We start from the raw sequence: 23,971 nt of genomic DNA, 5'->3' as shown, positions 1-23,971 counted from the left end.
ATACGTGATATGCATTTCATGCATCAGATAACGCTTGCGCCGGTCACGCCGAATGCCGACCTCAGCGCGACCTGGACACCCGAACGGCAGGTCATACGATGGCGGGCATGGCGAACACTGACGCAGGGGAAAATGTGCGGAACTGGACCTTCCTCACGAACCACGCGCACGTTCTGCTCGCCATCGCCCGTAACCCCACCGCCCGGCTACGCGACGTCGCGACCGAGGTCGGTGTCACCGAACGTGCCGCCCAGGCGATCGTCGCCGATCTTGAGGCCGGCGGCTACCTGCACCGCACCCGGGTGGGCCGGCGCAACGAATACACCCTCAACCCGGCCGGACGGTTCCGCCACCCGGCAGAGGCCGACCGCCAGGTCGGTGACCTGCTGGCCCTCTTCACCGAGGTGCCGGTGACCGGCACCGCCGATCGCTGAGTCGCCGTCCTGATCGGACGACGTGTCGCGCTTCACCCACCCCGTGGCGTCGCAGCGCTGCGATCGTGCCGACGGCGGGATAGGTTGGGTCCGTGCCCTCACCAGCGTTCGCCCGTCCACTGTGGCCGGCGACGCTGCGCGCACTGCGTGAGCTGACCCGGTTGGCGTTGGCGTCCCTCGTGCTCGCCGTGGGTCTCGGCGCGGCCGTCGCGGCCGATCCGCCGGCCCGGTCCGCCGCCGTCCCACCGTCGAACGCAGCGGTCGCCGTCGGCCCGCTGTCAACCGCAGCGGTGGCGGTCCGACCCGCCATCGAGCCCCGCCCCACGATCGATGCCGGCCAGGGCCGGCAGGAGCCGACGGCTAGCGCACCGGTCGGGCCCCGACGTGGCGACGCCGCGCCGGCCCGAGCAACCCAGGTCGGTCACTTCATCGCCCCCGTCCGCGCGGGCGAGCCGACCCGCCGCGGCCCACCCGCCGGCTGACCGACGGCAGCCCGGCCGATCGTGCCGGTGACGCCAGCGCCTCGCCGGCCAGTACGCCAGCGATGGCCAACCGGCCAACCCCGCGTCGCCGCCTCGGCAGCTGATCCCCGGACCCATCCCGGCGATCCCGATCGGCCGACGGGTGGCACGGCCCGCGCCACCACCGACCAGCCGTCACCTGCGTCCACCACAGTCGATGATTCATCCCGACCGCGAGGTGTTGATGATGCGTACCGCCCTTTCTTCCGTCCTGCTCGACGCGCCCCGCGCCGCCGTCATCTGGCTGGGTCTGCTCGGTGTGGTGATCCTCGCCGTCGCCGCCCTGCTGCTGCGGCCCCGGCTGTTCCGCTTCGACGCCGGCACCCGCATCCGCGAGGCCGCGCTGCCGAGCCGGTCCGAACACTCCGAGCAACGACGTGACCAGGAACGCTGGGCCGAAGAGGTCACCGTCGCCGCAGACCGGGCCGATGCCACGGCCCGACACCGCCGCGACGAATGGCTGGCCGCGCAGGACGAGGCCGAGCAGGCATGGCGGGCGTACGAGGCGGCGGAGGCGGACGTGCGTCGGCTCTCCGGTGCCGCCGGCATGCCGTTGCCGCAGACCGCCCGGACGCCCGCCGAGTACGCCGACCGTGAGCGCTGGCTGCATCGGGCGGCTCTGGACGCGTACTGGCGACGGGAGCTGTCGGTGGAACAGCTCAGCGACGTCTTCGCCCACCGCGGCTGGGATCCCCGGTTGCACCCGGTCGAGCAGGAGTTGATGCTGCGCCGAGCGGTACGCGACCACCTCCTGGCCCGACAGCGGGCAGCCCGGGAACGGGAGCAGCTGGCCTGGCGGGCCGCGGAACTCGCCGCCGCCGCGGCACGCAGCCTGCGCGAGGAATCGGTCCGCGCGCTGTTGCCGGCGACCGAGGATCGTGACGTGCTGCCGCTGACCACGCCGAGTGCCGCCGAGCAGACCCGGGAGATGCCAGCGGTCGCCGGTGGTCGGGTTCCGGCCGCCGCGTACTGAACCGGGCCTCGCGCGCCGAAAGCCCTCCGCGTCGGCCTCCGGCAACTAGGGTCTGTGTCGACGTCCCTGGTTCAGCCGGCACATCGAGAACAGGCCCTGGTGCGGAATCGGTGTCGGGAGAACGCCGACCGGGTACCGACCTCGCCGGAGATCGAGGAGGGCCGACGTGGCTGCGGGAGATGGCGGGCACCCGTCCGACGAGACGACGGTCCGGGGTGCCGGGCCGCGCCAGACGTGGGCGGCCCTGCCCTGGCTGATCCGTTCCGCGGTGGTGTGGAGCGCCTGTCTGGTGGTGATCGCCGCCGGCCTCTACCTGCTGGCGCAGATCACGCTGCTGGTCACCCCACTGGCCATCGCCGTTGCCGCGACCCTCTTCCTTGCCGCCCTGCTCGATCCGGTGCGGCTGGCGTTACGCCGGCTACGCCTGCCCGGCGCGCTCGCCGCCCTGCTCACCGTCCTGCTTCTGCTCGGCATCCTGGGCGGCGTCGGCATCCTGGTCTGGAGTCTGACCGCTGACCAGTTCAGCGAGCTGGGCGACGAGCTGGGTCAGGGGCTGGAGCGCACCCGGGACTTCGTCATCTCCACCCTGCCGGTCACCGAGGAACAGCTCGACGGGTTGCTCGCCCAGCTGCGTCAGACGGTCAGCCAGCAGGAGGTGGACCCGATCGCCAGTGCCCGCACGGTGATCGAAGTGGCCGGCTCCGCCCTGCTCGCCCTGGTGCTGCTGTTCTTTCTACTCAAGGACGGCCGGGAGATGTGGCACTGGACGCTGCGCCGGGCGGCCGGGCGGAACCGGGAGATCGCTGCCGAGGCTGGCCGGGTCGGCTGGCGCACCCTCGGTTCGTACAGTCGGGGCACCATGCTGATCGCGGCCATCGACGCCATCGGTATCGGCCTGGCGCTGGTGTTGCTCAGGGTGCCACTGGCGTTCCCGCTGGCGCTGATCACGTTCATCGGCGGATTCGTGCCGATCGTCGGTGCCACCGTGGCCGGCGCGGTCGCGGTGCTGGTCGCACTGGCCGCCAACGGTCCCACCACCGCCCTGCTCACCCTGGCCGCCGTGATCGCCGTGCAGCAGATGGAGGGCAACCTGCTGGAGCCGCTGGTGATGAAGCGCCAGGTACGACTCCATCCGGCGGTGATCCTGATCGCGGTGACCGCCGGCACCCTCGTCGCCGGCATTGCGGGGGCCTTCGTGGCGGTCCCGATCACCGCTGTCGCCTGGCGTGTGATCGACAGCGTCCAGCGTCAACGGCAGGCCGCTGCAGCCACCGGCGACTCCGCGTGACCGCTTCGGAGCGGGCCTAGTGCGGTGTCGGCTGAGGTTGCAGGTGGTCGTGGAACCAGTCGACCGCCGCCTCGGCGACCTGGTCAAGGGTGCCCGGCTCCTCGAACAGGTGCGTCGCTCCGGGGATCACCCGCAGTTCGGCCCGGGACGTCAGCTTGCCGAGCGCCTGCTCGTTGAGAGTGATCACCTCCTCGTCGAGACCGCCGACCAGCAGCAGCGTGGCGGCGCGTACCCGGTCCAGGGCGGCCCCGGCCAGGTCGGGACGACCACCGCGGGACACCACCGCCCGCACCAGGTCGGGCCGTTGCGCCGCGGCGACCAACGCGGCGGCGGCCCCGGTGCTCGCGCCGAAGAGGCCGACCGGGGCGGCTCCGAACGGCCGCTCGGTGGCCAGCCAGTTCAGGGTCCCAGCGAGACGGTCAGCCAGCAGCCCGATGTCGAAACGCAGTTCGGCGGTTGCCGCGTCCATCTCGTCCTCGGCGGCGGTGAGCAGGTCCACCAGGACGGTGCCGAGGCCGGCACGGTTGAGCTGGTGAGCCACTGCCACGTTGCGCGGGCTGTGCCGGGAGCTGCCGCTGCCGTGCGCGAACAGCACCGCCCCGACCAGCTCCGCCGGCACCAGCAGGTCGGCGGGGAGCAGGACGCCACCTGCCGGGATCGTCGCCGCTTGCCCGTGCACATCCATCTCGTCCCCCTGCCGGCTGTCTCAACCGCCCGGATACCCAGCCCGGCCGGCCACACGCCCCGGTCGCCCGGAGGGTTTGCGCCGGGGGGTGCCGGGTAGCCGGCGGGCGACCGCAGACGGACCGGCGTCACCGGCGCCGCCGACAGATCGCGAGGATCGTCATGGCGCATCACCAGCGTGAGCCCGTGCAGTCCGCCGCCGAACGCGACCGGCGGGAAGAGGACGAGCAGCGCGGACGGGACTGGGCGGACGACGCGGCCGAGGCCCGTTCGGCCGACGATCCTCGGGCGAGGTCGCCCCACGACGCCGCCGGCCGCCCTTCCCAGGGCGAGCCCATCTGACGGCGGCGCAGCCGGGTCAGGCCGGATTGTCCGGTAGCCGGAGCAGCGGTGCCCGCCCGGGTGCCTGCTCCGGTATCGGCAGGTCCGTACGCGGCGGCGGATTCGGCACGGTCACCGGCTCGTCGCAGACGACCCGCACCGGTTTGCCGTGGTGACGCAGCTCGATGAGCGCGTCCGGGTCGGCGTGGTGCAGGGCGTACGTCGTCTCGTGGCTGCGTATGTCGACCCGCAACCGCATGCCGCACCACTGAAGCGAGAACGACAGTGCGTTGAGCCGGCTCGACAGGGACGGCGCGAACGACAGCGTCCCGTCATGGTCCCGCAGACCGCCGAACCCGGCGACCAGCGCGAGCCAGGCACCCGCGAGCGACGCCATGTGCACGCCGTCGCGGGTGTTGTCGTTCAGGTCGTGCAGGTCCAGCAGCGCGCCCTCGCGCAGATAGCTGTGCGCCAGATCGGCGTAGCCGACCTCCGCCGCCAGCACGGCCTGGGTGCAGGCCGACAGTGAGGAGTCACGGACCGTACGCCGCTCGTAGTAGAGGAAGTTGCGTAGCTTCTCCTCGGTGGTGAAGGCGTCGCCCCGCCAGTGCATGGCCAGTACCAGGTCAGCCTGCTTAATCACCTGCTTGCGGTACAGGTCGAAATACGGATAGTGCAGCAGCATCGGGTACCGGTCGGGCGGGGTCTGCTCGAAGTTCCACTCCTGCAGCCGGGTGAAGCCCTCCACCTGCTGATGCACGTGGAGTTCCTGGTCGTACGGGATGTGCATGGCCGCGGCGGCGTCCCGCCACGCGGCGGCCTCCTCGTCGGTGACCCGCAGGTGGAACGCCTCGTCGCGGTACCGCATGACCGCCTCGGCGGCGGCCCGCAGGTTCCGCTGGGCCATCAGGTTGGTGTAGATGTTGTCGTTCTTGACGGCGGTGTACTCGTCGGGACCGGTGACCCCGTCGATGTGGAAGTTGCCGGCGCGGTCGTGGTGCCCGAGCGAGCGCCACAGCCGCGCCGTCTCGACCAGCAGTTCCAGGCCGATCTCCCGCTCCAGTTCCCGGTCACCGGTGGCCAACACGTAGCGGCGCAGCGCGTCGGCGATGCCGGCCGCGACGTGGAACGCGGCAGTCCCCGCCGGCCAGTATCCCGACGACTCCGGCCCCTCGATGGTGCGCCACGGAAAGGCGGCCCCGGCCAGGTTGAGCGTTCGCGCCCGCTCCCGGGCCTGCTCCAGAGTGGAGAAACGCCACTGCAGTGCGTCCCGTACGGCAGCCGGGTGGGTGTACGTCAAGACTGGCAGCACGAACATCTCGGTGTCCCAGAAGGCATGCCCGTCGTACCCGGGGCCGGTGAGCCCCTTGGCCGAGATGGGCCGCCGCTCCGCTCGCGCACCCGCCTGGAGCACGTGGAACAGGCCGAACCGGACCGCCTGTTGCACCTCCGGGTCACCGTCGACCACGACGTCAGCGGCGTCCCAGAACTCGTCCAGGTACTCCCGCTGCTCACGGACCAGCCCGTCCCAGCCGTCCAGCTTCGCCGCGGCCAGCGCGGCACCGACCTGGTCGCGCAACGCCGGCAACGAACGTCGGCTCGACCAGCCGTAGGTCAGGTACTTGACCACCTGAAGTTTCTGGCCCGGCTCCAACACGCAGGCCACGGTGGTACGCACCCAGTCCTCGTACCCCTCGGAGCCGACCGACGTCCGGGCCGGTGAACTCACCTCATGGTCCATCGCGGCGGCGACCCGCAGCCCGGAGACCTTGGTCTGATGGATCAGCAGCCCACCGGCCGGGGTGGTCAGCTCCTCCTCCGCCTGCAACGGTGACTCCAGCACTGCGGCGACGCGCGGGTCACGGCTCTGCGGCGGCAACGTCTCGTTGGCCACCAGCTCCGACTGGATGATCAATCGCAGCGGCTTGCCGTCGGCCGGTTCGACCTCGTAACGGAACGCGGCCACCGAACGTTGCCGGAAGGAGACCAACCGGGTGCTGGTCATCCGGACCTCGCGGCCGGCCGGGGAGCGCCAGTGCAGCGACCGGTGCAGCGTGCCGGCGCGCATGTCGAGGATCCGCTCGTGGCCGAGCACCTCGCCGTAGCGCACGTCGAGCGGCTCGTCGTCCACCATCAACCGGATGAGCTTGCCGTTGGTGACGTTGACGATGGTCTGGCCGGACTCGGGGAAGCCGAACCCGGCCTCCGCGTACGGCAGGGGTCGCAGTTCGTAGAACGAGTTGAGGTAGGTGCCGGGCAGCCCGTGCGGCTCACCCTCGTCCAGGTTGCCGCGCAACCCGATGTGCCCGTTGGACAGGGCGAACACCGATTCGGACTGGGCGATCACGTCCATGTCCAGCCGGGTCTCCCGCACGTGCCACGGCTCGACCGGATACGCCCGCTCCCGGATCACTTGGCCCCTCCAGCGTCGAGCAGGTCGGCGAGATCGTCGACCACCACGTCGGCCCCGTGCGCGCGCAGCTCGTCGGCCTGGCCCGCCCGGTCGACGCCGACGACGTACCCGAAACCGCCGGCCTTGCCGGCTTCCACACCGGCCAGCGCGTCCTCGATCACGGCCGCATTCTCCGGTGCCACGTCGAGCAGTTTCGACCCGGCGAGGAACGTGTCCGGGTGCGGCTTGCCGCGCAGCCCTTCGGCTCGGGCGGTGAGGCCGTCCACCCGGGCCTCCAGCAGCGGCTCCAGACCGGCGGCGGCGACCACCTCGCGGCCGTTGGCGCTGGCGGTGACGACCGCTCGGCGTAGTCCCGCCGCGGCCACCGCCTTGAGGTACGCCACCGAGCCGGGGTACACGTCGACCCCGATGGTGCGGATCCGCTCCAGCACCAGGGAATTCTTCTGATTGCCGAGGCCGTAAACGGTTTGGGCGCCCGGTGGATCCTCCGGAGAACCCTCCGGCAGCGTGATGTCCCGCGAGGCGAGGAAGGTCCGGATTCCGTCGAGACGGGGGCGACCGTCGACATATCGGTGATAGTCAGGTCCGGGATCGAACGGTCGGTAGGGCTCCCCCGTGGTGTCCGACCGTCGGCGCAGGTAGTCGTCGAAGGTCTCGGTCCAGGCGGCATTGTGCACCCGGGCGGTCTGGGTGAGCACACCGTCGAGATCGAACAGAACAGCGGTCACGTGATCAGGCAGGCCGAGCATCGTACCAATCTATCCGCCGACACGTACCGGCAAACGTACGTCTTCGGATACGGCGCGGCGGGCCGCGCGGCGCGTAGGGGTGCGGTCAGCAGGCCGCACCCGCCCATGCCCCACGTGGTCAGAGTCCGGCTGCGGAGTCGTACCGGCGACGCAGATCGAGCATCTCGGATTCGCCGAGCGCCTCCTTCTCCGCCAGTTCCGCGTACTTGGCCGGGAACATCTGATGCAGTCGGTCGATGAACCTGGTGTCCTCGGTCGCCTCGACCACCTGGATGCCGGCAGGTTCCGTGGACAGGTCCATGATCAGGGGGCCGGCCAGTTTGACCGCCCAGTCCCAGGTGCGTCCCTGCTCGGCGACTCCGCACAGGTGGAACCCGTAGACCGTCTTCACGTCGGCCAGCACGGTGACCTCGGCCGGCTCGTAGCCGTAGACGTGGACTCCGCAGATCACCGGTGGCTTGACGTCCTCACCGTTGACCTGCTGCACCTCGTGCCCGGCGTGGTTGTGCTGCTCCGGGTCGGCCTGTTCCAGCGTGGTCCGCATCCGGTTCATGATCTGCCCGTGCAGATCCGGCGGCTGCGACTTGGAGCTGGCCGTGGTGACCAGCACGACCGCGCCGGCCGACACCGCCAGCAGGATCACCGCCGCCCACACGTAGCGGTGCCGGAACCACCCGGCCAAACTCTCCCGGGAAATCATGATCGCTTCTCACCTCGTCGCCGGTTATGTGCGTTGCGGATCGCTGGGACGCCTCCGGCGCGTCGACGGCCAACCGCCGCGGAACACGTGCCGGTGTTACCTGGGACGAGACACCTGCCCGGGATGTGCGCCCGTCGAAGTGACGTGGGACCGACGACGCGGCGCGCGGCGCACCCTGAAACGGCGCGCTGCCAGCACTACGTTGCTCCCGTGCTCACCGGGCTCAGCGCGTTTGCCCCCGCGCTGCGGCGATATGAGCCATTCCAGCACGCTTGGCCCCGCCCCGGCAACATCGACGGGCCTCAGCATCTCCACCGGCGGCGGGTCAGTTCGGGCGCAGGGTCCAGACGACGGTCATCTCCGAGGTCGGCTTGCCCGCCTCGGTGGCGATCTCCACGCGTACCGGGAACTCGGGTCGTTCGCCGGCCTCCAACTCCGCGACCACCTCGGCGGGCGGGCGGCCGAGCCGCGCAGTCGCCCGCACCGCACCCAGGGCGAGCTTGCGGTACGCGATCTCCGCCCGTACCGCCAACGGCGTGGCCCGGTCGAGCAGGTGACCGAAGGCAGCGAGCACCACCGCACCGGAGGCGGTCTCCCCGAGGGTGAACATGGCACCGGCGTGCGGACCACCGATGTGGTTGTGGGTCGCCGGCGAGTCGGGCAGCCGGACCACCACCCGGACGCCGCCCTCCGCCTCCGGGGCCACCTCGACGAACTCGACGCCGAGCGTCCGGGCGAAGGGCACCGCCTCCAGCATGCCGGCTGCCACCTGCCGCGAGTCGATGTTCATGCCCCGACGCTACCCGTCGGTAACCTGGCCGGCAAGGACCGATCCGTGGGTCGGCGCCCTCTGCCGAACCGGGGTCAGTGCCGTCTGGTGAGTTCGACGAAGGCGCGCCAGGTGTCCGGGGTGAAGGTGAGCGCCGGGCCGTGGGGGTCCTTGCTGTCGCGTACGCCCACCACGCCGGGCAGGTTGTCGGCGACCTCGACGCAGTCGCCCTGATTCCCGCTGCTGCGGCTGCTCTTGCGCCAGATCGCGCCGGTCAGGTCCATGATTCCGCCGCCTCCGAGATCATTGTGAGGGTGGCCCCGTGCGGCAGCGCCTCGGCTCGGACGGACTCCCAGTGCTGCCGCAGCGAGTTTACGTCCACTGTGCGCTCCACGATGGTGCCCCTCAACTGGTTGTCCAGGTAGGCGAGGTCGTCGCCCTCCGGCGGCGTGGCGATCACGAATGCGCCGTTGAGCCCGGGATAGGCGCCGACGCCCCGGGGCACCACGTGCAGGTGCACCCGGGTCCGGTTGCCCACCGTCACCAGGTGCCGCAACTGCTCCCGCATCACCTTCGGGCCGCCGACCGGTCGCTCCAGCACCGTGTAGTCGAGCACCGCCACCAGCAGCGGCGGGTTGGGCCGGTCGAGCACCTTCTGCCGGTCGAGCCGGGCCGCCAGCGGCTGCTCCACCTGGTCGCCGACCAGGTGACTCGCACCCTCGTAGAGCGCGCGGGCGTACTCCTCGGTCTGGAGCAGGCCGGGCACCACCAGCGGCTGGAAGCTGCACAGCGCGGTCGCCTCCTGCTCGATCGTCACCCACTCCCGGAACCACGGCATCAGGCTCTCCTTGAGGATCGCCTCCCGGATCCGCAGCAGCAGCCCTTCGCCGTGCAGCGCCTCGTCACAGCGTTGGGTGAACTCCTCCCGGGGCGCGCGCCGGCACTGCTCGACCGAGGCCACCAGCGAGGCCGAATAGTTGATCTGCTCGCCGAGCGCCTCCTGGGAGAGGCCGGCCTTCGTCCGCAGCCGGCGCAACTCACCGGCGAACAGGTCCAGCAAGGGCATCCGATCCATCTGCACACCTCTGCACGTCGGTGCCGGCCGTCTCGTACGGCCGGACTGGTGGGGCGCGATCGCCTTCCGAAGCTAGCGCCGTCCTCACCAGACTGTCACGTAACGGATACCCCGGGTTGCGGCAGACCGTGGGGTTCCGTACCCGGGGTCCGTCCGGCCTCCCCCGCCGAGACGGACCCCGGACCCATAGCGGTGAGCGAAGACGATGGATCGGAGCGATCAGACATGACCCGCCCCACACCGAACTGGCCGATCACGACCCAGCTACCGCAGCCCAGCGACGGGCCGGCCCCTGACCGGCCCCGGGCCTATCCCCGGCACGAGACACCACACACTCCACTGCGCCCGCTGTGGTGCTGCCGGGCATGCGGGAATCCGTGGCCCTGCTCGATGGCCCGCCTGCTGCTCAAGGTCGAGTACGGCCGCAACGAAATCGGCCTGTCGATCTATCTCTCCGGCCTCTTCTACGAGGCCACCCGCGACCTCTACCACCTCAACCCCCACGACGGACCCACCCCCCGCGCCCTCTTCACCCGCTTCGTCGCCTGGTCCCCCTACCGCCGCCCCCTCCCCCTCCCCCTCCCCCTCCCACCACGCTGATCATGCAGTTATGGCACCCGATATACACGGATAAGTGGCCTTTGTCAGGTGCCACAACTGCATGATCGACGCCGAAGGGGGAGGGAGGGGGGAGGGAGCGGCATTGGGGTTAGCGCCAGCCGACGTCGATGCGGTCGCCGCGGTCGTCGAAGAAGTGCAGGGCGTCCATGCGGACCTGGACGGCGAGGGGGTGCCCGGCGGTGACGGCGGGGTACGGCGCGAGCCGTACCGCGAGTTCGGCTGGGCGGCGGTGGTGGCGGCCGGGGTCGTGCAGCACGCTGGTCCGGTTGCCGTTGCCCCCGGGCGTCGCCGGCTCACTGGCCCGTCCCTTGAACCGCTGCATCACCTGGCCGAACCGGCGCAGGCCGCGCTGGCCGGGCGGGGTCTCGGCGTCCACCGGCGCGCCGATGTCGTCCACCATGATGGCGGTGGCGCCGATGTCGAGGAAGGCCAACGACTCGTGGCCGTGGTGTTCCAGGTAGCGGATCCGGCCCTGGAGCACGTCACCGGGGGTGTCGGGAGCGACCGGGGTGAGCGCCTCGGCCCGCATCCCGACCACGATCCGCTCGCCGTGGTAGTGCGCCACGGCCCGGCTGCGGATGTCGTCCCAGGGCAGGTAGAGCGCCTGTTCCCCGAGGGTGAGCGTGACATAGCGGTCGAGGTGGACGTAGACCGACGCCTCCAGCAGGTTCATCCGAGGGCTGCCCAGGAACGCGGCGACGTAGAGCGTCGCCGGTCGGCCGTACACCTGGGTCGGGGTGCCGACGTCCTGAAGGACACCCTTGCGCATGATGGCGACCCGGTCGGCCATGGTCAGCGCCTCGGCCTGGTCGTGCGTGACGTAGATGGTGGTGACCCCCAGCTCGCGGGTCAGGCCGGAGATCTCCGCGCGCAGTTCCGCGCGCAGCCCACTGTCCAGGTTGGACAAAGGCTCGTCCATCAGGAACAGCCCCGGCCGGCGGACGATCGCCCGGCCCATCGCCACCCGCTGCCGCTGCCCGCCGGAGAGTTGGCTGGGCCGCCGGGCCAGCACGTCACCGATGCCGAGAGCGCTGGCCACATCGGTGACCCGCTCGCCACGCGGCGTCGGCTCGACACCGGCCAGCTTGAGCGGGAAGGCGATGTTGTCGTTGACGCTCATGTGCGGGTAGAGCGCGAAATCCTGGAAGACCATCGCCACTCGCCGCTCCCGCGGCGGCAGTTCGTTGGCGACCTCCCCGTTGAGCAGGACGGCGCCGGAGGTCGGGTCCTCCAACCCCGCCACCATCCGCAGGACCGTCGACTTGCCGCAGCCGGACGGCCCGAGCAGCACCATGAACTCACCGTCGGTCACGTCGAGGTTGACGCTGTCGACCGCGACCGTGCCGTCTCGGAAGACCTTTGTGACATCCTTGAGCGCGACGGTGGTCACCGTCCCCTCCCCACCTTCGTCATCGAAGCCCCGAATGACTGTGGCCAGGATCATGGAGCCGGCACATCGGGTAAACGTGCCATGTTTGAAACGTGACAGACCTATTACGTTCCATCGATTAGCGGCGTTTATGCGGAACTTCGAACTCAGGCCGGTGCCTCGCCGAGGAAGACCTGGCGTACCACCCGCTCGGCGGCGTGCCCGTCCTCCAGGGCGCAGAACCGCTCCCGGAAGCGCGCCCGCGCCTGCTCGGCCTCAGACGAGCGGAGCGCGCCCGACCGGAACACGTCGAGCAGTTCGGTGAAGTTCCGCGCCACCGGGCCCGGCGGCTCGGCGGTGATGTCCAGGTAGACACCCCGGGTCAGGCGATAGGCGTCCCAGTCGGGGGCGTAGATGACGATCGGTCGGTCCAGGACGGCGTAGTCGAACATCGCCGACGAATAGTCAGTGACCAGGACGTCGGCGGCGAGGTACAGATCCTCCACCCGAGGATGGGCGCTCACGTCCAGGACGCGACCACGCGCGGCCGGAGGTGGCAGTCGCCGGTCCCGGTCATGAAAGTAGTGGCTGCGCATCAGCAGCAGGCCGGTGGGACCGAGCGCGCCGAGGAACCGCTCCACGTCGAACGGTGGCCGGTACCGGGGCAGATGCTCCCGATGGGTCGGCGCGTACAGCACGACCTGCTCACCGAGGCCGGCGTCGAACTCCGCGCGCCGCCGCAGCACCTCCTCGGGGGTCGCGGTCACCAGCCGGTCGTTACGCGGGTATCCCACCTCCAGAGTGGTGTACCCGGCCGGATAGGCGCGTTCCCACATCTGGGTGGAGAAGCTGTTCGAGGTGACGCTGTAGTCCCACCGATCCACCCGGCGCAGCAGGCCGGCGAAGTCCATCCCGCCCGCACCCAGCGGATAACGCTGCTGGTCCAGGCCCATCACCTTGACCGGGGTGCCGTGGTGGGTCTGCACGTGCACGGTGCCCGGCCGCTTGCGTACCGAGTCCGGGAAGTTGACGTTGTTGACCAGCCAGCGGGCCCGGGCCAGCGCCCGGTGGTACGCGGCGGTGCCCGCGATCACGTACTCGACCCCCTCGGGCAGGGTGTGCACCCGGTCCCGTCGGACGATCCACACGCCCCGGACCTGCGGTGCCAGCCGGCGGGCCGCCTCGTAGATCGCGGCGGGATTGCAGGTGTAACCGCGATACCAGTACGCGGCGTAGACGGCCAGGTTCTCCTCGACCGGCCGGCGGCGTTCCGCCCGCTGGTACTGGCGCAGCACCGCGTCACGGGCCCGCCGCACGCCGACCCGGGACGCCGGCAGCACTCGTCGGCGAGTCCTGCCGGCGACCTGGCGAACGGTCTCCCCCGCCCGGCTCACGGTCCGCAGCGCGCTGAACGCGTGCCATCGACCCGCCGCCACCAGCCGGTGCTTGAGCCCCGCCACCCCGCCCGGCACCCGGTGCCCCTCGGGTGGCCGGAACCGAGCGTGCTCGATGGCGACCCGGGCGAAGAAGGTCGGTCGCAGCTCGGGCCCGATCCGGTCGCCGTTGCCGAGCACGACCAGGTAGTGCCACATCATCCGTTCGAAGAGCTCCGGCCGCAGTTCCTCGGCTCCGAGCCGGTCCAGTTCCCGGAACACCCGGTGCCACTGCTCGAACACGTCGAAGTGGCGCTCGCCGCGGGTCCTCGTGATCGCGCCCGCCCGCCGCTGCCGGTAGTTCACACAGACCAGGTCCAGCACCCCGATCCGGTCTGCGGCCAACAGAGTCGGATAGCTGAAGGAGACGTCCTCGTACCAGCCGGGTGCGAAGCGCAGCCCCACGTCGACCAGGAACTGCCGACGGATCAGTCGGTTCCATGCCGTGTGCAGCAGTCTCACCGTCTCCGGCCGCTCGGCCAGGCGGAACGTGACCGGCCCGGGTGGAACGGGGAAGACATCGGCCATCGCGCTGCGGGTCACCGTGTCGTCCCAGTGCGCGCGTACGTGGTCGACGATCAGCACGTCCGGCCGGGTCTCGCGCAGTCGGGCGGCCACCTCGACCAGGCAGTCCGCCGTCAGCCAGTCGTCACCGTCGACGAACCAGACGTACTCGCCGACCGCCCGGTCCAGCCCGACGTTGCGGGCCGGGCCGAGCCCCACGTTGCGGTCCAGGCGTACCGCCGTCACCCGGTCGTCGCGGTCGGCGTACTCGGCGAGGATCTCCCCACTGCCGTCGGGCGAGCAGTCGTCGACTCCGATCACCTCGATGTCGGCGACCGGTTGGGCAAGGATCGAGTCCAGACATTCCCGCAGGTAGCCCTGCACCCGGAAGGCCGGGACAACGAAGCTGACCAGCGTCATCGTCCCGGCCCCTCCTCAGCGAGTCGCGCGAGCTCCCGCACCCGCCGGCAGCCGCGCGGCGCGCGCCGGCCGGACCACCCACGCCAGCACCACGCTCGCCATGAACAGCACCAACAGGTAGATACCGAGTGTAGCCAGACCAATACTCACGATTCCGGCGATCGCCGTCAGGGCCAGCACCGCCGAGCGTCCCTCCCAGCCCAGCGTCGCGGCGTGCAGCGGCGGGGCCGGCTGCCGCTTCTCCAGCCGGGCCACCAGGTCGTAGTGATGCAGGGTGAGCACGAAGACGTACCCGAAGATGAGCCAGGCCGGCGCGCCGCCGATCACGCCGACGGCGATGGCGAACAGGTACTCGGCGGCCCGCAGCGCGGCCGGCACCAGCCAGTCCAACGGCCCGTGGTGCGCCGCCCCGGCCCCGCCGGCCGCGAGGAGCAGCCCCACCAGCCCGAGCAGCACGGTCCAGCTCGGCCACGCCTCACCGTAGCCGAGCGCCAGGACCAGCAGGATCGTCACCACCGCCGTGGCTCCCACCGCCAGCGCCAACGGCCCCGGACGGCGGGCCACCGGCAACCGGGCGGCGAGCGGTCCGTCGTCGCGGTGCAGGGTCGCGTCGAGCGTGTTCAGCACCGGTACCCGCATCCAACGCGCCCGCAGCGTACGCAGCCCACCGGTGTACGCGAACGCCAGCACGCCCCAGGTCAGCACCGCGAACAGGGCGACCCGCTGGTCGAAGAGGGCCACCGCCAGCGAGATCAACGCCCACCGTTCCCCGATCGGGAAGACCACCGTGCGCTTCAGCCAGTACGACACCGAGCCGGTGTCCGCCTGCACCCGGGTCGACGCCGCGTTGAGTCGATCGCCGATCCCACCCCCACCGGTCCCGACGCTCTTCGGCCGACGTGCCGCCTCGTCGTGCAGCACCCCGTACCACGCGTCGGTCATGTGCCGCACGGTCTGCAAGGTCATCGCGGCGATCGCGAGGGCCCAGCCGTACCGGAACCCGGCCGCCGTGGCGCCCCAGCCGAGACCGGCGTAGACCAGGTACTCCTTCGCCCGGTCGGCCATGGTGTCCAGCCAGCCACCCCAGGCACTGAAGTTGCGGGTGTACCGGGCCAGCTGACCGTCCACGCAGTCCAGCACGAAGCCGAGGTAGAGCAGGACCGCGCCGGCCACCAGCAGCGGCCGGCCACCGGCGGCGAACATCGCCGCCGCGGCCGCCGCGAAGGCCACCGACACCATGGTCACCGCGGTCGGGCTCAGCCCCAACCGGGCACAGCCCTTGGTGACGTACGGCGACCAGGTGCTGACGAAGAAGGTGGTGAAGAAGTCGTCCTTCTCCTTCACCGACAGCCGCAACTCGGCCCGGTCCTCGTGGACCGCCGCCACCGCCGCCTCCGCCCGGGCCAGCCCGGCGGCCTCGTCGACCCGGTGCGCGACGAGCAGGCGTACCCGCTGTGCGAAGACGAGCGCGCCCTGCGCGGTGAGTGCGGCGAAGAGCTGGTCCACGACCGGACCTGCCGCCCTGTCCGGGCGGACGACCGGCGCAGCGCCCTCGAAGGGGTCCACCGCGACGGCTCCGGCCGGTAGTCGACCGGCGGCGACCGCGCGGGCCGCCGCCACCAGCGCCGGCACGTCCTCCCGACCGACCCGCACCGCGCCGCCGAAGATGCCGGTGGCCGTGCCTCCCGCCAACTGTTCGGGGCGGCCCGCCTCCACCACCTGGCCGCGCTCCTCGCGCAGCACCGTCCGCCCGTCGGTGGGCGGATCGGTCAGCACCAGCGCCACGGTCGGCCCGACCGGGCTGGTCACCAGGTGCCGCAGGACGGCCGTGTGCGCGACCAGGTCGACCCCGCTGACCACCACCGGACCGTCGGCCGACCGGGCCAGGTGGGCCAGCTCGTCCAGGTCCGCGGCCATCCGTACCTCGGCCGCGCCGGCCCGTCGCCACTGGGCGGCCAGCCGCTCACTCATCGTCTCGCCGGTAGCCGTCGGCAGGCTCGCGGCCGGTGATCCGGCGGCGAGCACGATCGCGAGGGTCACCGGGGAACCGCGTCGTGGTACGCGGCCATCGCCTCGGCGATAGTGCCGTCGACGCTCAGCCGGCCCGCGTCGAGGAAGAGTCCTCGACGGCAGAACCGGGTCAGATCCTTTTCGTTGTGTGACACCAGCACCAGAGTGCGCCCCTCCCCGAGCAGACGGTCGATGGTCGTGTAGCACTTCTTGCGAAACTCGGCGTCGCCCACCGCCGTCACCTCGTCCATCAGCAGTACCGGGTGCGGCAGGTGGGAGATGATCGCGAACCCGAGCCGCACCTTCATGCCGGACGAGTAGTGCCGTACCGAGGTGTCGATGGCTCGTTCCACCTGCTCGCCCGCGAAGGAGACGATCTCGTCGAAGTGGCGCTTCAGGTAGCCCGACGACAGCCCGTGCAGGCCGCCCACCAGGTACAGGTTCTCCCGCCCGGTCAGGTCGTTGGAGAAGCCGGCGGAGAGCTCCAGCAGCGGGGCGACGGCACCGGAGACCCGGATCCGCCCCTCGTCGGGGATCAGCACCCCGGCGATCAGCCGTAGCAGAGTGCTCTTACCGGTGCCGTTGCGGCCGATCACCCCGACGGTCTCCCCGGGCGCGATCGAGAACGAGACGTCGCGCAGTGGCCAGAACCGGCCGTCGGAGGCACCACGTGTCCCCCGGTGGATGAACAGCTCCCGTAGCCGCAACTGTCGACGACGGTTGCGGACGAACCGGATGCCGAGGCCCTCCGCCTCGATGATCGGCTCACCCATCAGAGTTCCTTGAGCACGGCCGGTTCGAGCCGGCGGAACGCCCACCAGCCGGCCACGAACAGCAGCACGCTGATGCCGACGGTGGTGGCGAGCAGCCGCGCGCCCGGGAACTCATTCGGATACCAGACCGCGTGGTGCAGCTGGAAGATGCCGACCAGCGGGTTGAGTTCGTAGGCCGCCCTGAGCCAGCCGGGCAGGCCGGAGTCACGGACCAGGCTGAGCGGATAGATGATCGGCGTGGCATAGAAGAGCACCCGGATGACCAGGCGCATGAACCGCTCCACGTCCCGCATCAGCACGTTGAACGCCGACAGCAGCAACGCCAGCCCGATCAACAGGATCGCCTGCACCAGCACCGCGAACGGCAGGGCGAGCAGGGACCAGCCCGGTTCGATCCGGCCCTGCGCCGTGTACCAGATCGCGATGGCGGCCAGGATCGGCAGGCCCGCGGCGTACTCGGCGAAGCGACCGACGACCCGGCCGATCGGGAAGACCTGCCGGGGTACGTTCATCGTGGTGATCAACCGGGACTGGCCGGTGAGCGCGTGGGTGGCCTCGCTCAGCGCCGAGCTGGTCCACATCCAGGCGAAGATTCCGGTGATCAGGAACAGCGGGTACGACCCGGCCGCCTCGCCGAGGTGTCGGTTGGTGTCGCGGGAGTAGAGCACGCCGAAGACGAACCAGTAGATCGCGCCCATGCCCAGCGGCTCGATCAGCGACCAGAGGTAACCCAGCACCGACTGCTGGTACTTGACCGCGAGATCACGCCGGACCAGGATGCGCAGCGAATTGCGGTGCGACCACAGGGCCGCGACGCCAGAGGTCACCGCCGTCTCCCGCCTGCTGAACGAACGACAGGTTAGCAGCCGGTGAACGCCCGTACGCTCAGCACTCGATCACGTTGACGGCCAGGCCACCGCGCGCCGTCTCCTTGTACTTGACCTTCATGTCGGCACCGGTCTCCCGCATGGTCTTGATGACCTTGTCGAGCGAGACGGCGTGCACCCCGTCACCGCGGAGCGCGAGCCGGGCAGCGGTGATCGCCTTGATGCTAGCCACCGCGTTGCGTTCGATGCACGGGATCTGCACCAGACCCCCGACCGGGTCGCAGGTCAACCCCAGGTTGTGCTCCATGCCGATCTCGGCGGCGTTCTCCACCTGGGCCGGCGTGCCGCCCAGCGCCTCGGCCAGCCCGGCGGCGGCCATCGAGCAGGCCGAGCCGACCTCGCCCTGGCAGCCCACCTCCGCGCCGGAGATCGACGCGTTCTCCTTGAACAGCACTCCGATCGCGCCGGCCGCCAGCAGGAACCGCACCACCCCCTGGTCGGAGGCGCCCGGTACGAACCGCGTGTAGTAGTGCAGCACCGCCGGGATGATGCCGGCTGCCCCGTTGGTCGGCGCGGTCACCACCCGGCCGCCGGCCGCGTTCTCCTCGTTGACCGCCAAGGCGAACAGCGTCACCCAGTCCATCACGTGCAGCGGATCTCCGGCGGCGTCGGCCTGCAGGCTCCGACGCAGTTCGGCGGCACGTCGACGCACCTTCAGACCACCCGGCAGGGTGCCGTCGCGGGTGCAGCCGCGCTCGACGCACTCCCGCATGACCCGCCAGATGTCGAGCAGCCCGGCGCGAACGTCCGCCTCGGCCCGCCACGACACCTCGTTGGCGAGCATGACCTCGCTGATCGAGAGCCCGGTCGCGGCGGTCACGTCGAGCAGCTGGGCGCCGGTGAGGAACGGGTACCGGACCGGGGTGCTGTCCGGCTTGATCCGGTCCGCCCCGGCCGCTGCCTCGTCCACCACGAACCCACCACCCACCGAGTAGTAGGTACGGGTACGCACCTCGGCCCCGCTCGCGTCGTACGCCGAAAAGATCATCCCGTTCGGGTGGTACGGCAGCGACCGACGGCGGTGCAACGTCAGGTCCCGCTCCGGGTCAAAGTCGATCTCGTGCGTGTCGAGCAGGGACAGCCGGCGTTCCGTCCGGATCCGGGCCACCCGCGTCTCGACGCTGTCCGTGTCGACCGTCTCGGGGGCGTCGCCGGCCAGGCCGAGCAGCACCGCACGGTCGCTGCCGTGCCCGTGCCCGGTGGCGCCGAGGGAACCGAACAACTCGGCCCGCACCCGGGCGGTGTCGGTGAGCAGCCCGTCGCCCTTGAGCCCGGCAACGAAGGTACGCGCCGCCCGCATCGGCCCCACGGTGTGCGAGCTGGACGGTCCGATACCCACACTGAACAGGTCGAACACGCTGATCATGACAGTGCCTTCTCGCCGTCCCCGGGGTTACCGGTACGCGGCCGGTCATGGTCGGCTCCGTGCAGCCGACCCGGTCGTGGCCGGTCTCCGGTGCGGTCCGGCCCTGGTGACGCCCGGGTGAGGGCGCCCGACCAGCGAGCCTACTACCTCGCCCTTGGCGTCGCGGTCAGCCCTGATCCCGGTGGTAGGCGTCATCCGGAGCCTGCGCGGGTAAAGCACCTACGGGTCAGCGCGGTGGTCTTCCTCCTCCCGACCGAGGGCAGGGCGGCCATCCATCCCTAGCGTTGATTGCAGCAGCGGCGGATCGCCGCAGAGGGGAAGTGCCACGAATGAGTCGCAAACTGGTCCGCCCCCGCGAGGGGCGCATGTTCGCCGGGGTCTGCGCCGGTCTGGCGCGGCGGTTCGGGACATCGGCCGGGTTGGTCCGGCTGCTGTTCCTGCTGTCACTGCTCCTGCCGGGCACTCAGGTGATCATCTACCTGGCACTCTGGATCATCATGCCCAACGAGGACCGCCACCTGGTCGCCGGACGCTGAGCCGCCGGCCACCCGACCGGGCCCGCCTTACCGGCGGGCCGGGACCGGTCGGTCAGGGGGCGACGTAGGTGACGCTGACCTGCTCGAAACCGAGCGAGCGGAGCAGCCCTTCCAACATCTTGCGGGTGTTCTCCTCGGCGCGGGCGTTCAGGCCGCTGTCCCGAGCAGCGGCAGTGATCCGATCCTCGGCCAACCGGTAGACCTGCTGTTGCCGATTCGGATCACCGCCGATCAGATCACCGACGCGGTTGAGCAGGCCACGCTCCTCCGCGAAGACGTAGCTCTTCTCCAGGTCCAGGTTGGTTTCGCCCAGTTGCGGTGCCGGCAGCTTGATCTCGACCGACTTCCCGTCAGCCGACTGCACGATCGCTCCCTCGGTGAGGGTGCCGAAGTCGACGTACGCCTCGACGCTGCCCGACCCGACGAACAAGGTCCGCTGGTTGAGCAGCCAGTCCGGCACATTGCGCCGGTCGTTCTGGAGGTCGACCACGACCTGGAAGTTGCCCTCGGCTGCCACGTAGCGGCTGAGATCCTGCATCGACTCAAGCAGCGCGGGCTGACTGCGGTCGGTCTGCTCCTTGGTGAACGGGTTACGGAACTCGGGCAGGATTCCGGTGGTCTGCACGCCGAGCAGCACCACCACCGCGAGCGCCGCGGCCCCGAGCACCCAGAGCAGGGCGCGGACCGCTCCGCCACCTGACTGTGGGGGCTGCGGTGATGCGTCCGGGGCGTCCGGCCGGTGATCATCAAAGTTGCTGGTGGGCTCGTTGATGTCGCCGTCGCGTGCCATCGCCCTCACCGTCCTCGTCAGACGCGGTTTCTGTTGATGACGGTAAGCCCAACGTACGACAGCCGCTCGTCGAGTCCGTCAGATGGAGCGGGCCGGGTTCAGGTGAACGCCGAGACGCCGGTGAGCCGCTGCCCGACCACCAGCTGATGGATCTCCGAGGTGCCCTCGTAGGTCAGCACGCTCTCCAGGTTGTTGGCGTGCCGCATCACCGGGTAGTCCCCGGAGACCCCGTTCGCGCCGAGGATGGTGCGGCACTGCCGGGCGATTGCCAACGCCTCGCGTACGTTGTTCAGCTTGCCGACGCTGACCTGCTCGGGGCGCAGCTTTCCGGCGTCGGCCAGCCGGCCGAGCTGGAGCGCCAGCAGGTAGCCCTTGTTCCACTCGACCGCCATGTCGGCGAGCTTGGCCTGGGTGAGCTGGAAGCCGGCCAGTGGCCGCCCGAACTGGGTGCGCGTCGTGGCATACGTCAGGGCCGTCTCCAGGCAGTCGCGAGCCGCGCCGAGAGCACCCCAGACGATGCCGTGCCGAGCCTCGGTCAGGCAGCTCAGGGGTGCCTTCAACCCGATCGCGTCGGGCAGTTGGGCGTCGGCCGGCAGCCGGACGTCGTCGAGGGAGATCTCCCCGGTCAGCGAGGCCCGCAGCGACATCTTCCGGCCGATCTCCCTGGCCGTCACCCCCGGCGTCTCCATCGGTACGGCGAAGCCCCGCACGCCGGAGTCGGTGCGCGCCCAGATCACCGCCACATCGGCGATCGGCGCATTGGTGATCCACATCTTGCTGCCGTTGAGCACCCAGTCGTCGCCGTCACGGCGCGCCCGGGTGGCCATCGACGCCGGGTCCGAGCCGTGATCCGGCTCGGTCAGCCCGAACGAGCCGATCGCCTCGCCAACCGCCATCGCCGGCAGCCAACGTTGTTTCTGCTCCTCGCTGCCGTAGCGCCAGATCGCGTACATGGCCAGCGAGCCCTGCACCGAGACCAGTGACCGGACACCGGAGTCACCGGCCTCCAGTTCCAGGCAGGCCAGCCCGTACGCGACGGCCGTCGAGCCGGCGCAGCCGTACCCGGTCAGGTGCATGCCGAGCAGGCCGAGCTTGCCGAACTCGCGGGCCAGTTCGCGGGCCGGCACCTGGCCCGCCTCGTACCAGCCGGCCACGTGCGGGCGTACCAGGTCGTCGACCACCTGGCGTACGACGGCACGGACCTGTCGCTCGTCCTCGGTCAGCGACGCGTCAAGGTCGAGCAGGTCCACCTGGGTCACTCGACCGCCCCGGCGAGCACGAACACCCGAGCGTGGATCTGGTTGCGCTGTTGCAGCGCGGCACGCAACGCCCGGTGCAGGCCGTCCTCCAGGTACAGGCCACCGTTCCACTGCACGACATGCGGAAACAGGTCACCGTAGAAAGTGGAGTCCTCGGCGAGGAGCTTGTCCAACGCCAGCTCCCGCTTGGTGGTGATGAGCTGATCCAGACGCAGCGGGCGAGGCGGAATCTCCGCCCACTGCTTCAGGGTCAGGTTGTGTTCCGGATAGGGACGTCCGTCCCGGACCGCTCTGAAGATCACGACGGCACGCTCCCCTCCCCCTGGCCGGGTCGAACCACGACGCCGGGCCGCGTCGCGGCACAACGCCGCGACCTGCGGCGCCGATGACCGTGCCAGCGTAGCCGGACCCCGCACCCCACGTTCTGCTCCCTGATGCCAGTTTCACCACCGGTCGTCCAGTTCTCAACCGGACGAAGCCACCGGTTCCGGTCAGCTCCACCGTCCCCGCCGGACAACCTCGTCCACTGGACGACGGCCACGACGCAGCGATGGTGACCGGTGGTCGGGGGCTCGATAACCGATAGTGAGGGCACCGATCGGGTGGTACGCGTCCGGCACGCCGAACGCCTCGCGATAGGACCGCAACCGTTGGGGCGGGATGCCGAAAAAACACGAACCGAGCCCCTCGTCCACCGCGGTGAGCATCATCAGCAGCGCGGCGAAGCCGGTGTCGACGTACCAGTAGGGCACCGGCCACCGATCCGTCGACCGGTCCGCCCAACCCTTGTCCGGCTCCGCGTAGCGCTCCAGGTAGACCGAGCGGTTGCCGTGCGGCACCACGATCAGCGGGGCCCGGCGCATCCCGGTGAGCCACCGCCCCGTCCCACCGCCCTCGGGGGTGCTGGCCGTCCAGAAGAGTTCCCGGTCCTCCGGTGACTCCAGCACCAGGAAGCCCCAGCCCTGCGAAAAGCCCGCTGACGGGGCCCGCAGCGCGTGCTCCAGCAGCCGCTCCAGCACCTCCGGCGGGACCGGCCGGTCCGGGTCGTAGTTGCGCACCATCCGACGCCGCCGGACCACCTCCGCGAACTCCACGCCGTACTCCTCCACTTGCCCGCCCGGCACGTGACCGGGCGCTCAGACACCTGGTCGGATGCCCCAGCTTCCGCGCCAGGTGTCGCCCGGGGCCAAGGTGATGAGGTCCCGGCCAGACCGGAACGCGTCCGGTGGGCAGGTCATCGGCTCCACCGCCACCGACCGGCGGAACCGCTCGCCGGTCAGCGTGTCACCGGTGTAAACCTGCCACCAGCCGAACTGGTCGTCGGCCCAGAGCCGCAACCCGGCCGATCTGTCCGGACCGGTCAGCGTCACCGAGGAGCCACCGTCGGCGTCCCGGATCACCTGCCCGAAGGCGAGATCCAGCACCGCGTCGCCGATGCGGCGCGGCTCGGTGTAGTCGTATTCGGTGCCGGCCACCGTGGCCGCGCCGACCGGCAGCAGCCGACCGTCCAGCACCAGCCGGGTCCGGCCAGGTACGCGCAGGGCGATGTCCTCCACCGGCACCCCCGGCAGCCGCAGATACGGATGCACGGAGAAGCCGAAGGGCGCCGCCTCGGTGCCGACGTTCGTCACCTCGTGCTCGGCCCGCAGTCCGTCGGCGCCCACACTCCACCTGGTACGCAGCCGCAGCGGCCACGGGTACCCGGGCTGCGGCAGCAGGTCGTAGCCGACCGTGACCTCGTCCGACCGCTTTTCGATGAGCTGCCACGACACCCAGTTCACCAGACCGTGGATGGCGTTGTGCCGCTCCGGCTCGGTCAGGTTCAGCTGCCTCGACTGGCCACCGAAGGTGTAGACGCCGTCGCGGATCCGGTTCGGCCAGGGTGCGAGCACCTGCCCCGCCGAGCCCGGGCACACCTCGTCGGTGGCGTACCCGTCGAGATGCTCGACCCCGTCCTGGCGGTAGGCGCGGAGTCCGCCGCCCGCCTCGACGATGACCGCCTCGTGACCGGCGGCGGAGATGCTCCACTGGGCTCCCGACAGGGGGATCGGATCGCGGCTGTCCATGTCGCCAGAC

General features: G+C 70.7%; 25 protein-coding genes. 7 read left to right on the top strand and 18 right to left on the bottom strand.

Annotated elements, in window-relative coordinates; genetic code table 11:
- Positions 1-98: 98 nt before the first annotated feature.
- The 4 genes from Vlu01_RS20725 (at position 99) to Vlu01_RS20710 (ending at position 3,216) form a co-directional block, all read left to right on the top strand.
- On the top strand, positions 99-434 hold the full coding sequence (locus tag Vlu01_RS20725; RefSeq protein WP_373307472.1) for a helix-turn-helix transcriptional regulator: 336 nt from the start codon (positions 99-101) through the stop codon (positions 432-434).
- Positions 435-526: 92 nt separating this feature from the next.
- Positions 527-916, top strand: coding sequence for a hypothetical protein (locus Vlu01_RS20720; RefSeq protein WP_204002084.1), 390 nt, complete (start codon positions 527-529; stop codon positions 914-916).
- A gap of 196 nt (positions 917-1,112) precedes the next feature.
- On the top strand, positions 1,113-1,928 hold the full coding sequence (locus Vlu01_RS20715; RefSeq protein ID WP_239096013.1) for a hypothetical protein: 816 nt from the start codon (positions 1,113-1,115) through the stop codon (positions 1,926-1,928).
- Between the two features lie 166 nt (positions 1,929-2,094).
- The gene (locus Vlu01_RS20710) at positions 2,095-3,216 is read left to right on the top strand and encodes an AI-2E family transporter (protein ID WP_204002081.1); all 1,122 of its coding nucleotides are present in this window, start codon (positions 2,095-2,097) and stop codon (positions 3,214-3,216) included.
- 16 nt (positions 3,217-3,232) lie between these two features.
- On the opposite strand, the gene Vlu01_RS20705 is transcribed toward Vlu01_RS20710, so the two are convergent.
- Entirely contained in the window at positions 3,233-3,901 is a 669-nt protein-coding gene (locus Vlu01_RS20705; RefSeq protein ID WP_204002078.1) for a dienelactone hydrolase family protein, read from the bottom strand.
- Between the two features lie 161 nt (positions 3,902-4,062).
- Here Vlu01_RS20705 and Vlu01_RS20700 point away from each other — a divergent pair, with 161 nt between their 5' ends.
- A complete protein-coding gene (locus tag Vlu01_RS20700) occupies positions 4,063-4,242 on the top strand; it encodes a hypothetical protein (RefSeq protein ID WP_204002075.1) in 180 nt (59 codons plus the stop codon).
- 16 nt (positions 4,243-4,258) lie between these two features.
- Here the strand turns inward: Vlu01_RS20700 and Vlu01_RS20695 are convergent, their stop codons facing one another.
- The 6 genes from Vlu01_RS20695 to Vlu01_RS20670 all read right to left on the bottom strand — a co-directional run bounded on the left by Vlu01_RS20695 (position 4,259) and on the right by Vlu01_RS20670 (position 9,927).
- Positions 4,259-6,634 carry a glycoside hydrolase family 65 protein gene (locus tag Vlu01_RS20695; protein WP_204002072.1) on the bottom strand — a complete coding sequence of 792 codons (2,376 nt, stop codon included), beginning with the start codon at positions 6,632-6,634 and terminating at the stop codon, positions 4,259-4,261.
- The gene (locus Vlu01_RS20690) at positions 6,631-7,383 is read right to left on the bottom strand and encodes an HAD family hydrolase (RefSeq protein WP_204002069.1); all 753 of its coding nucleotides are present in this window, start codon (positions 7,381-7,383) and stop codon (positions 6,631-6,633) included. The genes Vlu01_RS20695 and Vlu01_RS20690 overlap by 4 nt, the downstream gene beginning before the upstream one ends.
- 118 nt (positions 7,384-7,501) lie before the next feature.
- Entirely contained in the window at positions 7,502-8,083 is a 582-nt protein-coding gene (locus Vlu01_RS20685) for a hypothetical protein (RefSeq protein WP_204002066.1), read from the bottom strand.
- Positions 8,084-8,408: 325 nt separating this feature from the next.
- Positions 8,409-8,873, bottom strand: coding sequence for a DUF4442 domain-containing protein (locus tag Vlu01_RS20680; protein ID WP_204002064.1), 465 nt, complete (start codon positions 8,871-8,873; stop codon positions 8,409-8,411).
- Positions 8,874-8,947: 74 nt separating this feature from the next.
- Positions 8,948-9,136, bottom strand: a complete 189-nt coding sequence (locus Vlu01_RS20675) for a DUF397 domain-containing protein (RefSeq protein ID WP_204002063.1) — start codon at positions 9,134-9,136, stop codon at positions 8,948-8,950.
- The gene (locus tag Vlu01_RS20670) at positions 9,127-9,927 is read right to left on the bottom strand and encodes a helix-turn-helix domain-containing protein (protein ID WP_204002062.1); all 801 of its coding nucleotides are present in this window, start codon (positions 9,925-9,927) and stop codon (positions 9,127-9,129) included. Before Vlu01_RS20670 ends, Vlu01_RS20675 begins: the two co-directional genes overlap by 10 nt.
- Before the next feature lie 225 nt (positions 9,928-10,152).
- On the opposite strand from Vlu01_RS20670, the gene Vlu01_RS20665 reads away from it, so the two are divergent.
- Positions 10,153-10,527, top strand: a complete 375-nt coding sequence (locus Vlu01_RS20665) for a hypothetical protein (RefSeq protein ID WP_204002061.1) — start codon at positions 10,153-10,155, stop codon at positions 10,525-10,527.
- Between the two features lie 109 nt (positions 10,528-10,636).
- Here Vlu01_RS20665 and Vlu01_RS20660 read toward each other — a convergent pair whose 3' ends face one another.
- The 6 genes from Vlu01_RS20660 to Vlu01_RS20635 all read right to left on the bottom strand — a co-directional run bounded on the left by Vlu01_RS20660 (position 10,637) and on the right by Vlu01_RS20635 (position 19,310).
- Entirely contained in the window at positions 10,637-11,938 is a 1,302-nt protein-coding gene (locus Vlu01_RS20660; protein WP_204002060.1) for an ABC transporter ATP-binding protein, read from the bottom strand.
- Between the two features lie 146 nt (positions 11,939-12,084).
- Positions 12,085-14,274: a bifunctional glycosyltransferase/CDP-glycerol:glycerophosphate glycerophosphotransferase gene (locus tag Vlu01_RS20655; RefSeq protein WP_204002059.1), complete on the bottom strand. Its 2,190-nt coding sequence runs from the start codon at positions 14,272-14,274 to the stop codon at positions 12,085-12,087.
- A gap of 15 nt (positions 14,275-14,289) precedes the next feature.
- Positions 14,290-16,314, bottom strand: coding sequence for a DUF5941 domain-containing protein (locus Vlu01_RS20650; RefSeq protein ID WP_373307468.1), 2,025 nt, complete (start codon positions 16,312-16,314; stop codon positions 14,290-14,292).
- On the bottom strand, positions 16,311-17,057 hold the full coding sequence (locus Vlu01_RS20645) for an ABC transporter ATP-binding protein (RefSeq protein ID WP_204002058.1): 747 nt from the start codon (positions 17,055-17,057) through the stop codon (positions 16,311-16,313). Before Vlu01_RS20645 ends, Vlu01_RS20650 begins: the two co-directional genes overlap by 4 nt.
- On the bottom strand, positions 17,057-17,884 hold the full coding sequence (locus Vlu01_RS20640) for an ABC transporter permease (RefSeq protein WP_204002056.1): 828 nt from the start codon (positions 17,882-17,884) through the stop codon (positions 17,057-17,059). Before Vlu01_RS20640 ends, Vlu01_RS20645 begins: the two co-directional genes overlap by 1 nt.
- Positions 17,885-17,942: 58 nt before the next feature.
- Complete coding sequence (locus tag Vlu01_RS20635) at positions 17,943-19,310, bottom strand: L-serine ammonia-lyase (protein ID WP_204002053.1); 1,368 nt, start codon at positions 19,308-19,310, stop codon at positions 17,943-17,945.
- A gap of 329 nt (positions 19,311-19,639) precedes the next feature.
- Between Vlu01_RS20635 and Vlu01_RS20630 the strand changes: the two genes are divergently transcribed.
- Positions 19,640-19,846: a PspC domain-containing protein gene (locus Vlu01_RS20630; RefSeq protein WP_204002050.1), complete on the top strand. Its 207-nt coding sequence runs from the start codon at positions 19,640-19,642 to the stop codon at positions 19,844-19,846.
- 52 nt (positions 19,847-19,898) lie between these two features.
- Here the strand turns inward: Vlu01_RS20630 and Vlu01_RS20625 are convergent, their stop codons facing one another.
- The 5 genes from Vlu01_RS20625 to Vlu01_RS20605 form a co-directional block, all read right to left on the bottom strand.
- A complete protein-coding gene (locus Vlu01_RS20625; protein ID WP_204002048.1) occupies positions 19,899-20,636 on the bottom strand; it encodes a DUF4230 domain-containing protein in 738 nt (245 codons plus the stop codon).
- 98 nt (positions 20,637-20,734) lie between these two features.
- Entirely contained in the window at positions 20,735-21,895 is a 1,161-nt protein-coding gene (locus Vlu01_RS20620; protein WP_204002046.1) for an acyl-CoA dehydrogenase family protein, read from the bottom strand.
- Complete coding sequence (locus Vlu01_RS20615) at positions 21,892-22,197, bottom strand: type II toxin-antitoxin system VapB family antitoxin (protein WP_204002044.1); 306 nt, start codon at positions 22,195-22,197, stop codon at positions 21,892-21,894. The genes Vlu01_RS20620 and Vlu01_RS20615 overlap by 4 nt, the downstream gene beginning before the upstream one ends.
- Before the next feature lie 189 nt (positions 22,198-22,386).
- Positions 22,387-22,989, bottom strand: a complete 603-nt coding sequence (locus Vlu01_RS20610; RefSeq protein WP_204002042.1) for a nitroreductase family protein — start codon at positions 22,987-22,989, stop codon at positions 22,387-22,389.
- 42 nt (positions 22,990-23,031) lie between these two features.
- Complete coding sequence (locus Vlu01_RS20605) at positions 23,032-23,961, bottom strand: aldose 1-epimerase family protein (protein ID WP_204002041.1); 930 nt, start codon at positions 23,959-23,961, stop codon at positions 23,032-23,034.
- Positions 23,962-23,971: the final 10 nt, after the last annotated feature.

This window comes from Micromonospora lutea, assembly GCF_016863535.1.
Taxonomy (GTDB): Bacteria; Actinomycetota; Actinomycetes; order Mycobacteriales; family Micromonosporaceae; genus Micromonospora; species Micromonospora lutea.
This window is presented reverse-complemented; position numbering and strand designations above follow the sequence as displayed.

What these genes read in the sequence shown, in the direction of transcription:
- Vlu01_RS20690 (WP_204002069.1), bottom strand. Translation starts at nt 7,383, where the DNA reads ATGCTCGGCCTGCCTGATCACGTGACCGCTGTTCTGTTCGATCTCGAC.
- Vlu01_RS20685 (WP_204002066.1), bottom strand. Translation starts at nt 8,083, where the DNA reads ATGATTTCCCGGGAGAGTTTGGCCGGGTGGTTCCGGCACCGCTACGTG.
- Vlu01_RS20675 (WP_204002063.1), bottom strand. Translation starts at nt 9,136, where the DNA reads ATGGACCTGACCGGCGCGATCTGGCGCAAGAGCAGCCGCAGCAGCGGG.
- Vlu01_RS20715 (WP_239096013.1), top strand. Translation starts at nt 1,113, where the DNA reads ATGATTCATCCCGACCGCGAGGTGTTGATGATGCGTACCGCCCTTTCT.
- Vlu01_RS20670 (WP_204002062.1), bottom strand. Translation starts at nt 9,927, where the DNA reads ATGGATCGGATGCCCTTGCTGGACCTGTTCGCCGGTGAGTTGCGCCGG.
- Vlu01_RS20635 (WP_204002053.1), bottom strand. Translation starts at nt 19,310, where the DNA reads ATGATCAGCGTGTTCGACCTGTTCAGTGTGGGTATCGGACCGTCCAGC.
- Vlu01_RS20700 (WP_204002075.1), top strand. Translation starts at nt 4,063, where the DNA reads ATGGCGCATCACCAGCGTGAGCCCGTGCAGTCCGCCGCCGAACGCGAC.
- Vlu01_RS20725 (WP_373307472.1), top strand. Translation starts at nt 99, where the DNA reads ATGGCGGGCATGGCGAACACTGACGCAGGGGAAAATGTGCGGAACTGG.
- Vlu01_RS20605 (WP_204002041.1), bottom strand. Translation starts at nt 23,961, where the DNA reads ATGGACAGCCGCGATCCGATCCCCCTGTCGGGAGCCCAGTGGAGCATC.
- Vlu01_RS20630 (WP_204002050.1), top strand. Translation starts at nt 19,640, where the DNA reads ATGAGTCGCAAACTGGTCCGCCCCCGCGAGGGGCGCATGTTCGCCGGG.
- Vlu01_RS20645 (WP_204002058.1), bottom strand. Translation starts at nt 17,057, where the DNA reads ATGGGTGAGCCGATCATCGAGGCGGAGGGCCTCGGCATCCGGTTCGTC.
- Vlu01_RS20680 (WP_204002064.1), bottom strand. Translation starts at nt 8,873, where the DNA reads ATGAACATCGACTCGCGGCAGGTGGCAGCCGGCATGCTGGAGGCGGTG.
- Vlu01_RS20625 (WP_204002048.1), bottom strand. Translation starts at nt 20,636, where the DNA reads ATGGCACGCGACGGCGACATCAACGAGCCCACCAGCAACTTTGATGAT.
- Vlu01_RS20665 (WP_204002061.1), top strand. Translation starts at nt 10,153, where the DNA reads ATGACCCGCCCCACACCGAACTGGCCGATCACGACCCAGCTACCGCAG.
- Vlu01_RS20705 (WP_204002078.1), bottom strand. Translation starts at nt 3,901, where the DNA reads ATGGATGTGCACGGGCAAGCGGCGACGATCCCGGCAGGTGGCGTCCTG.
- Vlu01_RS20655 (WP_204002059.1), bottom strand. Translation starts at nt 14,274, where the DNA reads ATGACGCTGGTCAGCTTCGTTGTCCCGGCCTTCCGGGTGCAGGGCTAC.